The organism is Streptomyces drozdowiczii (assembly GCF_026167665.1).
In the GTDB taxonomy this organism is placed as follows: Bacteria; Actinomycetota; Actinomycetes; order Streptomycetales; family Streptomycetaceae; genus Streptomyces; species Streptomyces drozdowiczii_A.
This window is the reverse complement of record NZ_CP098740.1, coordinates 332,523-346,738: the sequence shown is the minus strand read 5'-3', so window position 1 is coordinate 346,738 and position 14,216 is coordinate 332,523. Positions and strand designations below refer to the sequence as shown.

Sequence of the window (14,216 nt, the reverse complement as noted above, 5' to 3'; positions counted from 1 at the left end):
CCGCCCCGGCCACCCGCAAGCCGCGCACCACGGCCCGCCCCCGCCACCCCTACCGCACCGCCCTGTCCACCGCCCGCGCCCGCACCGGCCTCGTCCTCGTCGGCGTGATCGTCCTCGCCGGACTCCTCGCACCGCTGCTCGCCGGCCACGGGCCCACCGACCAGAGCGGCCAGAGCCTCGCCGGGCCCGGGACGCCCGGACACCTCCTGGGCACCGACGACCTCGGGCGCGACCTGCTCAGCCGGGTGCTGTACGGCATCCGCACCGACCTCACCATCATCACGATCGCCGTACCCGCCGGTGCCGCACTCGGCTGCCTGCTCGCCCTGGCCGCCGCCGCACACCCGGTCGCCGACACCGTCGTCCAGCGCGTCTTCGACCTGCTCCTCGCGTTCCCCGGGCTGATCCTGGCGCTCGCCGTCACCGCGATCCTCGGCCCCGGACGCGTCCCCGTCGTACTCGTCATCGCCCTCGCCGAGGTCCCGGTCTTCGGCCGGCTGCTGCGCAGCGGCGTCCTCGTACAGCGGGAACGCGAGTACGTCACGGCCGCCCGGGTCGGCGGCGGTTCGAGCACCCGGGTGCTGGTCCGGCACATCCTGCCCAACGCGGCCGACCCGCTCGTCGTGCAGATCGCCGTCTCGCTGACCGTCGCCGTCTTCATCGAGGGCGCCATGAGCTTCCTCGGCGTCGGCGTCCGGCCGCCCGAACCCACCCTCGGTGCCGTGCTCAGCCAGTCCATGCCCTATCTCGCCCAGTCCCCGCACTTCGCCGCGGGGCCCCTGATCACCGTGACCGCGCTCGTCCTCGGACTCTCGCTCATCGCCGAGGCGCTCAACCGGGAGATACGCCGATGACCGCCCCCGAGCTGCTGGAAGTCCGCGACCTCGGCGTCGAGTTCACCGCACCCGACGGTTCACCGCTGCGCGCCGTGCGCGGGGTCTCCTTCACCCTGCGCCGGGGCGAGACCCTGGCCGTCGTCGGCGAGTCCGGGTCCGGCAAGTCCACCACCGCGCTCGCCCTGAACCGCATGCTGCCCGGCACCGGCCGCATCACCACCGGCACGGTCCGCCTGGAAGGGCGCGACCTCGCCGCCGCCGACGAGACCGAGCTGCGCGCGGTGCGCGGCGCCCGCATCGGCATGGTCTTCCAGGACCCGATGACCGCCCTCAACCCCGTGCTCACCGCAGGCCGCCACATCGACGAGGCCCTGCGCGCCCACGGCAACCACGACAAGGCCGCCCGCCGCGCCCGTACCGTCGAACTCCTGGACCGGGTCGGCATCCCCGACCCGCACCGGCGCGCCGACGACCACCCGCACCAGTTCTCCGGCGGCCAGCGCCAGCGCATCCTCATCGCCATGGCCCTGGCCGGGGAACCCGACGTCCTCCTCGCCGACGAGCCGACCACCGCACTCGACGCCACCGTGCAGGACCAGATCCTCGCCCTGCTCGGCGACCTCAACCGCGAGACCGGCACCGCCCTCGTCCTCATCACCCACAACATGGGCGTCGTCGCCCGCGCCTGCGAACGGGTCCTCGTCATGTACGGCGGCACCGTGGTCGAGGACGGGCCCACCGCCGAAGTGCTCACCCGCCCCCGCCACCCGTACACCGCCGGACTCCTGGCGGCCGTCCCGCGCCTCGCCACCCCGTCCGGGACCCGGCTCACCGGCATCCCCGGCAGCCCGCCCGACCTCACGCTCCTCGGGGACGGCTGCGCCTTCGCCGACCGCTGCACCCTGACCGAGGACCGCTGCCGCACACAGACCCCGCCGCTCACGCGGGTGGCCGACGGCATACGGGTGGCCTGCCTCCCCGCCGCCGGACGCACCGAACCCCTGCCCGCCCCGGCCCCGCCCGCCCGCATCGACCGCCCCGCGCCCGGAGCGGTCGTCCTGGAGGCGGACGGCCTCACCAAGACGTACGGGGGACGTGGCGCCCGGCGACGCGGGGAGCCAGCGCTCGACGGGGTGTCGCTGACGCTCAGGGAGGGCGAGACGCTGGGCATCGTCGGCGAGTCCGGCTCCGGCAAGTCCACCCTGGCCCGGGTCCTCGCCCACGCCCACACCGCCGACGGCGGCACCCTGCGGCTGCGCGGCGAGGACATCACCCGGCCCTCGCGCCGGGCGCTGCACGCGGTGCGCCGCCAGGTCCAGATGGTGTTCCAGGACCCCTACGCCTCGCTCAACCCGCGCATGACGGTGGGCGAGATCGTCGCCGAACCCCTCGTCGCGTTCGGCATCGGGGACCGCGAGGCGCGCCGGGAGCGGGTCGCGGAACTCCTCGAACTGGCGGGCCTGGACCCGGCCGTGGCCGGACGCCACCCGCGCTCCTTCTCCGGCGGCCAGCGCCAGCGCATCGGCATCGCCCGCGCGCTCGCCCCGGCGCCGACCGTCCTCATCTGCGACGAACCCGTCTCCGCGCTCGACGTGTCCGTCCAGGCCCAGATCACCGGACTCCTCACCGACCTCCAGCGCGACCTGGGCCTCTCCCTCGTCTTCATCGCCCATGACCTCGCGGTCGTCCGGCAGATCAGCCACCGCATCGCCGTCATGCACCGGGGCCGGATCGTGGAGACCGGCACCGCCGACGAGGTGTGCGAGCACCCCCGCGACCCGTACACCCGCGCCCTGCTCGCCGCCGCGCCCGAACCCGTGCCCCCGGCGGCCCGGACCGAGCACGCCGAGAAGACGGGCGCCCTCGCATGAACCGCCCCAGCCCGCAGCCCACCCCGACCCGTGACGGAGCCACCCGCCGATGACCACCAGCACCCGCCGCGACCCCTACGACGGCTTCCCGGGCCGGATCGGCCGCACCTTCGCCGCCTCCGAGCCGGCCTGGCCGGCGCCCCGGACACCGGGGGAGAAGGCCCCCAACATCGTCGTCGTGCTCGTGGACGACATGGGCTACAGCGACATCGGCCCGTTCGGCTCCGAGATCCCCACCCCCGTCCTCGACACCCTCGCCGAGGACGGCGTACGGCTCAGCAACTACCACACCATGCCGCTGTGCTCCCCGGCCCGCGCCGCCCTGCTCACCGGCCTCAACCCGCACCGCGTCGGCTACGCCATGGTCGCCAACTCCGACCCCGGCTTCCCCGGTTACGGCATGGAGATCGCCGACGACATCCCCACCCTCGCCGAACTCCTCCACGACTCCGGCTACGCCACCTACGCCGTCGGCAAGTGGCACCTGGTCCGCGACTCCGCCTCCAACGCCGCCGACGACCGCGACAACTGGCCGCTGCGCAAGGGCTTCGACCAGTACTACGGCGTCCTCGAAGGGCTCACCAGCCTCTTCCACCCGCACCAACTCGTCCGCGACAACAGCCCGTTGGACATCGACGAGTTCCCGGACGACTACTACTACACGGACGACATCACCGACCAGGCCATCTCCATGGTGAAGTCGCTGCGCGCCCACGACCCGGACAAACCCTTCTTCCTCTACCTGGCGCACAACGCCGTCCACGGCCCGCTCCAGGCCAAGGAGGAGGACATCGCCCGCCACCGGGGCCGCTACGACGAAGGCTGGGACGCGCTGCGCGAGCGCCGTTTCGCCGCGCAGATCGCCGACGGCCTCTTCCCGCCGGGCACCGAACTCCCCGCACGCAACAGCGAGGCCGGGCAGGACGTGCCCGCCTGGGACAGCCTCACCGAGGAGCAACAGCGGCTGTACGCGCGCTACATGGAGGTGTACGCGGCGCTGGTCGACAACATCGACCAGAACCTCGGCCGGCTCACCGCCACCCTCGAAGCGCTCGGTGAACTCGACAACACCATCATCGTCTTCACCTCCGACAACGGCGGCACCGGCGAGGGCGGCGCCGAGGGCACCCGCTCCTACTTCAGCCGCTTCGTCCACCACCCCGCGCTGCCCGAGGACTGGACCCCCGACGTCGACCGGGACCCCGAGCTGATCGGCGGCCCGCGCAGCCTGGTGCACTACCCGCGCGGCTGGGGCATGGCCTCCAACACCCCGTTCCGGCTCTACAAGGGGCACACGTACGCGGGCGGGGTGCGCGTCCCGTTCGTCCTCTCCTGGCCCAGGGGCGCCCGCGAAGGCCGGCTCACCCCGGGCACCCGCCCGCAGTACCAGTACGTCACCGACATCGCCCCGACCCTCCTCGAACTCGCCGGTCTGGAACGGCCGGAGCGCCGACGCGGGGTGCCGCTCCAGGAACCGGACGGCGTCACCTTCGCCCCCGTACTCGCCGACCCGGAACACCTCTCCACCCACCCCGAGCAGTACTGCGAGATGACCGGCAACCGCAGCTACTACCGCGACGGCCGCAAACTCGTCACCCTGCACCGCCCCGGCGCCCCCTACGACGACTCCGAGTGGGCCCTGTACGACATCAGGACCGACCCGACCGAGATCCACGACCTGGCCGCCGAACACCCCGGCCTCGTCAAGGAACTCTCGGCGGCCTGGGAGAAGGCCGCCTGGCGCAACGGCGTCTTCCCGCTCCCCGACGGCAGCGGCGCGCTGGCCCGCCGCAACCCCGCCGAACAGCGGCTGTCACGCCCGCTCACCCTGCTGCCGGGCACCCCCGAGCTGGAGCGCTACCGCTCCTCGCGCCTGGTCTCGTTCCGTTCCTTCGAGGTCACCGTCGCGATCGAGGAGACGGGCGAGGGCGTCCTCGTCTCGCACGGCGACCAGGGCGGCGGCTACAGCCTGTATGTGGAGGACGGCCGCCTGCACTTCGCGTACAACGAGTACGGCGTCCTCCACGAGACGGACGCGGGCCCGCTCGCACCGGGCGCGCACACGGTCCGCCTCGTCGCAACCGCCGAGCAGGGCCTGCGCTGGAGCTTCCGCATCGAGGCCGACACCGAGACCCGGGCCACCCCGCCCAGCGTCCACCAGCTGATCGGCATGGCCCCCTTCCAGGGCATCAGCATCGGCGTGGACCGCAAATCCCCCATCTCCTGGCCCCTCTACGAACGCCACCGCTCCTTCCGGTACGAAGGCCGCCTGCGTGCGGTGACGTACACCCCGGGAGCCCCGGGCCCGGACTCCCCGGAGGCGGTGGCCCAGGCACTGAAGGAGGCGGCAGCGGCATTCGAATGAGAGAGCACGAGTTCCAGCCCCGCCGGCGTTCGAGGAGCGGGGTCCGGGGCGGAGCCCCGGTTTCGGGAAGGGGCGGGTAGGGGACAAGGCCCGCCGCAGGCGCCCCCCCCAGAGATCGATTCGCGACGACCCCGGCCCAGGTCTAACGTCGGTGGGGTGAACGACCACGTTCACCCCACCGCACCAGCGGCACCGAACCCATGACCGGCTCCCACGCAACACCCACGCAAGCCACCGCACCCCCTCGGAGGGACCGCGGCGGCACCATAGCCCTGCTGGTCATCTGCTCGTGCCAACTGATGGTGGTCCTCGACATCACCATCGTGAACATCGCCCTCCCGCACATCCAGACATCCCTCGGCTTCTCCACCGAGAACCTGTCCTGGGTGATCAACGCCTACACCCTCACCTTCGGCGGCCTGCTGCTGCTCGGCGGACGGATCGGCGACATCCTCGGGCGGCGCCGGGTCTTCATGGCCGGCGTCGCCCTCTTCGTCATCGCCTCCCTGCTCGGCGGACTCGCCCAGGAATCCTGGCAGCTGCTCGCCGCCCGCTCCCTCCAGGGCGTCGGCGGCGCCATCGCATCGCCGACCGCGCTCGCCCTCATCACGACGACGTTCCACGAAGGCCCCGCCCGCAACAGGGCGTTCGGGGTGTTCGCGGCCGTCTCGGCGGGCGGCAGCGCCATCGGACTGCTCGCGGGAGGGGTGCTGGTCGAGTGGCTGGACTGGCGGTGGATCTTCTTCGTCAACGTGCCCATCGGCGCACTGATCGTGCTGGCGACCCGCCGCTACATCCAGGAGTCCGAACGCCACCCGGGCCACTTCGACATACTCGGCGCCCTGACGGCGACGCTCGGCATGGTGAGCCTCGTCTACGGGTTCATCCGCGCCTCCGAGGAGGGCTGGAGCGACACCCTCACCCTGATCGCGTTCGCCGCGGCGGTCGTCCTGCTCGGGCTGTTCATCGTCAACGAGAGCCGGTCCCGGCAGCCGATCACCCCGCTCTGGATGTTCCGCGACCGCAACCGCGCCGGCACCTACGGGATCATGCTGAGCCTCGCGGCGGCGATGTTCGGGATGTTCTTCTTCCTGACCCTGTTCGTGCAGAACATCCTCGGCTTCAGCCCGCTGCGCACCGGCCTCGCCTTCCTGCCGGTCAGCGTCATCATCGCGATCGGGGCCGGATTCACCTCGAAGCTGCTGCCGAGGTTCGGACCCAAGCCCTTCATGGTCACGGGCGCGGTCCTCGCGGCGATCGGGCTCGGCTGGCTCACCCAGACCGATGTCCACAGCTCGTACCTGGGCAGTCTGCTGGGGCCGGTGCTGGTGTTCGGGCTCGGCATGGGCCTGCAGTTCGTCTCACTGACGCTGATGGCACTCTCCGGTGTCGCGCCGCACGAATCGGGCGCGGCCTCCGGAATCCTCAACACCACGCAGCAGGTGGGCGGATCGCTCGGCCTCTCCATCCTGGTCACGGTCTTCGGTACGGCCAGCCGCAACGAGGCGACCGACCAGGTGCCCAAGTTCATGTCCGAGGCGACACCGGCGCAGCTCGCCCAGTTCCGGAAGACCGGACAGCTTCCCGGTCCCTGGGGCGACCAGGTCCTGGCATCGGGTGTGTCCACCGCGTTCCTGGCCGCAGCGGCCTTCGCCGTCGCCGCCGCGCTGATCGCGCTGTTCGTCATCCAGGTCCGCCCCTCGGACCTGGAACGGCTGCGCGGAAGCGGAAGCGGAAGCGGCCGGCCGGGCGAATGAAGACCCGGCCGACCGCACCCGCCCGACCGCTCCCGCGACCGGTCAGCCCTTGACGGTGAAGCCCGCCCGCAGCAGGTCGTCGTCGCGCGACGACGGACCGACGAGCAGTTCGAACGCCCCCGGCTCCACGACCCGGCGACCCTCGGCGTCCACCAGGGTGCACGCCGCCACCGGCAGCTCGATCACCACCTCGCGCGACTCGCCCGGCGCCAGCTGGATCTGCCGGTAGGTCTTGAGCTCCTTCTCCGCCCACGTCACGGACGTCACCAGGTCACTCACGTACGCCTGTACGGTCTCCAGCGCGGGGCGTCCGCCGGTGTTGCTCACGGTGACGCGTGCGCGCAGCGTGTCGCCTGCACCCAGGACGTCGGTCAGGACCTCCAGGTCCGTGTAGGCGACGGTCGTGTAGCTCAGGCCCTCGCCGAAGGCGAACGCGGGCCGCTGCGTCAGATCCGCGTACCGCGAACCATGCTGGCCGCGCAGCTGGTTGTAGTACGTGGGCTGCTGCCCGGCGTGGCGCGCGAAGGACACCGGCAGTCGGCCGGACGGCTCCACCAGGCCGAGGACCAGCTCGGCCACCGCGCGGCCGCCCTGCATGCCCGGGTTGAAGGCGTACACGATCGCCGAGGCGCGGTACGCGGACGGCGGCAGCACCAGCGGCTTGGAGGCGATGACCACCACGGTGAACGGCTTGCCCGTCGCGGCGAGCGCGTCCAGCAGCGCGACCTGGCCGCCGATCAGCTCCAGGGTCGCGGTCGAGCAGCCCTCACCGATCAGCTCGATGCGGTCGCCCACCACGGCGACGACATGGTCGGCGGCCTCGGCGGCGGCGACCGCCTCCGCGATCAGCTCCTCGGACGGCTCGCAGGGGACGACGATCTCGGGGCGCGGCTGCCCGTCCGGGAAGAACTCGCCCTCCGGGTCCGGGCCCACCGTCAGGATGTCGGCGCCGCGCGCGTGGGTGACGGTCCAGCCGGCGGGCACATGCTCCCGGAAGCCGTCGAGGACGGTACGGATCATGGCGCGCGGATGCCCGTCCGGCAGCCAGTCCGCCTGGCCGGAGGAGCCCGCCCAGTCCCCGAGCTGGGTCTGCGCGTCATCGGCGTTGGGGCCGATCACGGCGACCGTACGCGGCGCCGCGTCGGCCTCCGCGACCGCCCGGCCGTCCGCCCCGGCCGCGAAGCCGCCGTCGAGGGGCAGGGTGCCGTCGTTGGCCAGCAGGACCAGCGAGCGGCGGCCCGCTTCGAGGTTCAGCTCGGCGTGTTCGGCGCTGCCGATGACCGCCTGCTGCCGGGCCCGGTCGGGGTGGCGCGGGTTCTCGAAGAGGCCCAGCTCGAACTTGAGCGTGAGGATGCGGGCGACCGCCGCGTCGATGTCCGCCTCGTCGAGCCGCCCGGCCGCCACGGCCTGCTGCGCGCCCTCGAAGAAGTCGGGCGTGGTCATCACCATGTCGTTGCCGGCCCGGACCGCGGCGGCCGCCGCCTGGGTGTGGTCGGCGTACACCTTCTGCTCCCACACCATGCGCCCGACGTTGTCCCAGTCGGTCACCAGCGTGCCGGTGTACCCCCACTCGCCGCGCAGCACCTCGTTGAGCAGCCAGTTGTTGACGGTGACGGGGACGCCGTCCATCGACTGGTAGCCCAGCATGAACGTACGGCAGCCCTCCTTGGCGACCCGCTCGAACGGCGGCAGGAACCACGAACGCAGCTTGCGGCGCGAGATGTCGGCCTCGCTCGCGTCCCGGCCGCCCTGGGTCTCGGAGTAGCCCGCGAAGTGCTTGGCGCACGCCAGGATCGCCGTGGGGTCGTCCAGCCCGTCGCCCTGGTAGCCGCGCACCATGGCCGACGCCAGCTCGCCGATGAGGTGCGGGTCCTCGCCGAACGTCTCGCTGACCCGGCCCCAGCGCAGGTCCCGGGTGATGCACAGCACCGGCGAGAACGTCCAGTGCACGCCGGTCGCGGCCACCTCGACGGCCGTCGCCCGCGCCACCCGCTCCAGCAGCTCCGGGTCCCAGCTCGCGGCCATCCCCAGCTGCGTCGGGAAGATGGTGGCGCCCTCCCAGAAGGAGTGCCCGTGGATGCAGTCCTCGGCGACCAGGAGCGGGATGCCGAGGCGGGTGCGCCGGGTCAGCTCGGCGGCCTCCAGGACGCGTTCGGGCGAGGCGTGCAGGATCGAGCCCGCGTGCATGTCCTCGATGTGCTGCCGCACCCCGTCCTTGCCGTTCAGCTGGAGCATCTGGCCGACCTTCTCGGGCAGCGTCATCCGGCCCAGCAGGTCGGAGACGCGCTCCGGAATGGACAGGCGGGGGTCGAGATAGGGCAGGGAGGAGCCCACGGGAGTTCCTTTCACGACGTCGGCGACGTTCTCATCGTTCGGTACGCGGAGGCTGTGCGCTCCGGGCACCACCGTACGCCGAATACCGACCTAGTGGTAAGTAAGTAGGATGCAAACATACGCAGCGGTGCCTGCCGAGACGACCGGGGAGCGTGCGGAGTGACCGGCGACGAGCGGCGCGGATACGCGAAGGGCCGGGCCAAACGCGGGGAAATCCTCGATCAGGCCATGGCCATGTTCGGCGAGGCCGGCTACCGGGGCGCCTCGCTGCGGGTCATCGCCACCCGCTGCGGCATCTCACATCCCGGACTGCTGCACCACTTCCCGACCAAGGAATCCCTGCTGCTCGCCGTCCTGGAACACCGCGACGCCGTGGACGACCAATGGCTGGAGGCGGGCCGCCCCACCGGCGTCGACCGGCTGCGCCGGCTGGTCGGGCTCGCGGCGCTCAACGCGGAACGGCGCGGCATAGTCGAGCTGTTCTGCGTGCTGTCCGCCGAGGCCACTTCCGCCGACCACCCGGCCCACGCCTACTTCGTGGAGCGGTACCGCTGTTCGGTCCGGTCCACGGCGGTCTCGTACACGGAGGCGCGCGAGAAGGGCGTGCTCCGCGAGGGCATCGACCCGCGCGAGGCGGCGCAGCAGCTCATCGCGCTGATGGACGGACTCCAGACCCAGTGGCTGCTCAGCAACGGTGAGACCGATATGGCGGGGTGCTGTACGCGCATGTACAGGCGCAGTTGACGGTGCCGCTCTGAGTGCGGGCGGCAGGCGTCGCGAGACGGCTGCCCCGCACCTCTTTACGGGCTTGTCATGTGCCGGTAACTTCCGTGCTGCAAGAGATTGCAGCAACATTCCGGCTTGATTTACAAGCTCGCTCGGACCTTGAGGCGCGTCAGGGTCTCCGGCGGGACGGCACGGGCCCCACCTCCCGTGCCTCGGACGCCACGGCTTCGCCGCCGCCGTGGCCCTGCCCTGGAGACACCATGAAACGCAACGCCCACCGGTTGTTGAGACGCACCCTGGCGTCCGCCGCTGCCGCCGCCGCGGTGTGCGGGCTGCTCACCGCACTGCCGGACACCGGCCTCGAAGCGCAGCCCGTCGCGGCCTCCGACGCGACGACCACCGTCTTCTACTACACGAAGACCAAGAACTGGGCCGCCCACAACCTGCATTACGCCCCCGACGGCGGAACATGGACCACCGTGCCCGGCGTTGCCATGGAGGCCGCCTGTACGGACTGGGTCAAGAAGACCGTCCCGCTCTCCGGCGCCGGAGGCATCCAGGCGACCTTCAACAACGGCTCGGGCGTCTGGGACAACAACGGGGGCAAGAACTACGACCTGGGCAGCGGGAACATCACCGTCAAGGACGGGGTCGTCGCCCACAGCGACCCGTGCGCGGGCAGCGGCGACCCCGACCCGAGCCCCACCCCGTCCGACGCGGCGCACACCGCCTCGGTGTACTACTCCACCGCCACCGTCGGCTGGACCACCACCAACCTCCACTACCAGCCCGCCGGAGGCGCCTGGACGACCGTGCCCGGCGTCGGCATGGAGCCCGCCTGCACCGGCTGGGTGAAGAAGACGGTCGACCTCGGGACCGCGACCTCGATGAAGGCCGCGTTCAACAACGGCAACGGCGTCTGGGACAACAACAACGGCGGCGACTACACCATCCCGACCGGCCTCAGCACCGTGAAGGACCGCACCGTCGTCAAGGACGCCGGGGACCCGTGCGCCGCCGAACCCGCCGACACCGAGGCGCCCACCGTGCCGAGCGGAGTGACGGCGAAGGCCGACGGCGTCGCGGTCGTCCTGAGCTGGGAACCCTCCACCGACAACAACAAGGTGACGAGGTATCAGGTCACCCGTACGGGCGGCACCAAGGGCGGCGCCGTCACCGATGTGACCTCCACCGTGCTCTCCGAATCGGGCCTGGAGGAGCACACCGCCTACACCTACACCGTCAAGGCGATCGACGCGGCGGGCAACACCTCCGCCGCCTCCGCGCCCGCGAAGGCGACCACCGGCGCCACACCACCGGCGGCGGCCCAGGGCACACCCCTCGGCACCGACCCCCGCAAGGACCCGATCTACTTCGTCCTCACCGCCCGCTTCGACGACGGTGACACGAGCAACAACCGGGGCGGCAGCCAGGACGTCAAGTCCGGCAACGCGGCCAACAACGACCCCATGTTCCGGGGGACTTCAAGGGCCTGGTCAACAAGCTGGACTACATCAAGGGGCTCGGCTTCTCCGCCATCTGGATCACCCCGGTCGTCCTGAACCGGTCCGACTACGACTACCACGGCTACCACGGCTACGACTTCTACAAGGTCGACCCCCGCCTGGAGTCCGCCGGAGCCTCCTACCAGGACCTCATCAACGCCGCCCACGCCAAGGGCATCAAGATCTACCAGGACGTCGTCTACAACCACTCCTCGCGCTGGGGCGCCAAGGGCCTGTTCACGCCGACCGTCTACGGCGTCCGCGACACGCAGTGGAGCTGGTACTACGACGAGAAGAACGAGGGCTTCGCATACGACGGGCTCACCGTCGAGCCCAAGAGCGGCAAGTCCTACTACAACGGCGACCTGTGGTCCACCGCCGAACCCGCCGGCAACACCTGCCTCAACTGGGGCAAGCCCACCGGCGCCAAGTCCGCCGAGGGCTACACCATCTACAACTGCCAGTGGCCCAACCCCACATCGGGGATGTTCCCGAAGGAGTACTACCACACCTGCTGGCTCGGCAACTGGGAGGGCGAGGACTCCCGCTCCTGCTGGCTGCACGAGGACCTGGCCGACTTCGACACCGAGTCCGCACCGGTGCAGAACTACCTGATCGGCGCCTACGACAAGTACATCGACATGGGCGTGGACGGCTTCCGCATCGACACCGCCGTGCACATCCCGCGCACCACCTGGAACCGCCGTTTCCTGCCCGCCATCCAGGAACGGGTCACCCAGAAGTTCGGCGCCGAGGCCGCGAAGAACTTCCTCGTCTTCGGCGAAGTCGGCGCGTTCGTCAACGACAAGTGGAACCGCGGCTCGGTCAACCACTCGGCGCAGTTCTTCACCTGGAAGGAACGCAAGGAGTACGCCGCCGACGACGCCAAGGCCGCGCTGGAGATGTACGACTACGAGGAGCAGCTCGGCACCGGCAACCAGCCGACCTCCAGCAACGCGTTCCTGGACGGCAACAGCTACCACACCCCGGACCACAGCCGGTTCTCCGGCATGAACATCATCGACATGCGCATGCACATGAACTTCGGTGACGCCACCAACGCGTTCAACAACGGCAAGGACTCCGACGACTCCACCAACGACGCGACCTACAACGTCGTCTACGTCGACAGCCACGACTACGGGCCCAACAAGAGCGGCGAACGCTACGCGGGCGGCACCGACGCCTGGGCCGAGAACATGTCCCTGATGTGGACCTTCCGCGGCATCCCGACCCTCTACTACGGATCGGAGATCGAGTTCCAGGCCGGCAAGAAGATCGACTGCGGCCCCACCTGCCCCCTGGCCACCACCGGCCGCGCCTACTACGGCGACCACCTCGCGGGCAACGTCACCTCCTCGGAGTTCTCCCAGGTCGACTCCGCGTCCGGTGAGGTCGCGAACACCCTCGCCCAGCCCCTGGTGAAGCACCTCCAGCGGCTCAACCGGATCCGCCGCGCCGTACCCGCCCTCCAGATGGGCCAGTACTCCACGGAGGGCATCACCGGCCAGATGGCGTACAAGCGCCGCTACACCAGCGGTGCCACCGACAGCTTCGCCCTGGTCACCGTCACGGGCGGCGCCTCGTACACCGGCATCCCCAACGGCACCTACAAGGACGCCGTCACCGGTGACACCCGGGTCGTCAGCGACGGAAAGCTCACCGTCGACGCCCCGGGCAAGGGCAACATGCGGGTGTACGTGCTGAACGGCCCCGGAAAGATCGGCACCGCGGGCCCCTACCTCAAGTAGCCCCTACATGCGGGTGCCCCGCCGACCGGGGCACCCGCACACCGTCATACGCCCAGCAACCCCGCCCGGCCGATCATGGCCGTCGAGCCCGGAGCCGTACACGCGAAGGCACCCGACACCGCCCCCAGCCGGGCGCACTCGGCCGGCCCACGTCCGTCGAGCCTGCCGTACAGGAAACCGGTGACGAACGCGTCGCCCGCCCCGTTGCTGTCCACCACCGGCGCCGGCGGCACCACCGCCGGAATGCGCACCGGTTCGTCGCCGCCGTCGCGCGTGAGGAGGTACGCCCCCTCCGCGCCCGCCGTGGCCACCACGGCCCCGGCCCGGCCCTCGCGCAGGATCTCCCGCATCAGCGCGGGCGCCCGCTCGCCGGTCGTCGCCGCGCTGAAGAAGACCAGATCCGACCGGAGCGCGAACTCCCGCTGATGCTCGCTCAGTCCGTCCCAGTCGTGCAGATCCGTGGAGACCGGCACTCCCAGCGCCTCGATGTCGTCGTACAGGAACCGGGCGAAGTGCGTGATCGACAGATGGACGTGGCGGGCCCGGCGCAGGTGGGGCAGATAGAAGTCACGCGGCATCCGCAGATCCTCCGGGTCCCGGGCGTCGTAGAACGACATCCGCCGGCCCGTCGCGTCCACCAGGTTCACCGCGCGCCGGGTCCCGGCCGGCGAGATGACCGCGTGGAACTCCACACCGCCCTTCGCCAGGCGCTCGCGGACCTGCGCACCGAGCCAGTCGTCGCCGACGCAGTCCAGGAACGCCACGTCGAGCCCCAGCGCGCGGGCGCCGAGCGCCACATTGCCGCCGGTCTGGCCGGGCCACTCCCGGATCGGCCCGACCATGACGGAGTCCGCCGCCGGGACCGGCAGGGCGTCGACGCGGACGATCGTGTCCACCCCGCTGCCGCCGACCACCACGATGTCGTATTCCGTTGGCTGTTGGACCACTGAGCCCCCTCTCGCGTACCCGCCGCGCTCAGTATCGCCCACCCGCCCGGCCGCTCGACGCGCGCCCGGGGCACCCCCTGGCTAGGCTCGACCGGGGGCCGACGACCTGTTCCATGGAGGCTCA

General features: G+C 71.3%; 6 protein-coding genes and 2 pseudogenes. 6 read left to right on the top strand and 2 right to left on the bottom strand.

The window, feature by feature from the left end:
• The first annotated feature begins 104 nt into the window (after positions 1–104).
• The 4 genes from NEH16_RS01610 (at position 105) to NEH16_RS01595 (ending at position 6,829) form a co-directional block, all read left to right on the top strand.
• The gene (locus NEH16_RS01610) at positions 105–854 is read left to right on the top strand and encodes an ABC transporter permease (protein WP_265538588.1); all 750 of its coding nucleotides are present in this window, start codon (positions 105–107) and stop codon (positions 852–854) included.
• Positions 851–2,707: a dipeptide ABC transporter ATP-binding protein gene (locus NEH16_RS01605; protein ID WP_265538587.1), complete on the top strand. Its 1,857-nt coding sequence runs from the start codon at positions 851–853 to the stop codon at positions 2,705–2,707. The genes NEH16_RS01610 and NEH16_RS01605 overlap by 4 nt, the downstream gene beginning before the upstream one ends.
• Before the next feature lie 49 nt (positions 2,708–2,756).
• The gene (locus NEH16_RS01600; protein WP_265538586.1) at positions 2,757–5,072 is read left to right on the top strand and encodes an arylsulfatase; all 2,316 of its coding nucleotides are present in this window, start codon (positions 2,757–2,759) and stop codon (positions 5,070–5,072) included.
• Positions 5,073–5,272: 200 nt separating this feature from the next.
• Positions 5,273–6,829, top strand: a complete 1,557-nt coding sequence (locus NEH16_RS01595) for an MFS transporter (protein ID WP_265538585.1) — start codon at positions 5,273–5,275, stop codon at positions 6,827–6,829.
• Between the two features lie 42 nt (positions 6,830–6,871).
• Here NEH16_RS01595 and NEH16_RS01590 read toward each other — a convergent pair whose 3' ends face one another.
• On the bottom strand, positions 6,872–9,163 hold the full coding sequence (locus NEH16_RS01590; protein ID WP_265538584.1) for a glycoside hydrolase family 3 N-terminal domain-containing protein: 2,292 nt from the start codon (positions 9,161–9,163) through the stop codon (positions 6,872–6,874).
• Positions 9,164–9,322: 159 nt separating this feature from the next.
• Between NEH16_RS01590 and NEH16_RS01585 the strand changes: the two are divergent.
• Together NEH16_RS01585 and NEH16_RS01580 are read left to right on the top strand one after the other, a co-directional pair.
• Positions 9,323–9,921, top strand: a pseudogene (locus NEH16_RS01585) (TetR/AcrR family transcriptional regulator).
• Positions 9,922–10,149: 228 nt separating this feature from the next.
• A pseudogene (locus tag NEH16_RS01580) lies at positions 10,150–13,145 on the top strand (carbohydrate binding domain-containing protein).
• A 44-nt stretch (positions 13,146–13,189) separates the two neighbouring features.
• Here NEH16_RS01580 and NEH16_RS01575 read toward each other — a convergent pair.
• Complete coding sequence (locus NEH16_RS01575) at positions 13,190–14,092, bottom strand: carbohydrate kinase family protein (RefSeq protein ID WP_265538583.1); 903 nt, start codon at positions 14,090–14,092, stop codon at positions 13,190–13,192.
• Between the last annotated feature and the right edge of the window lie 124 nt (positions 14,093–14,216).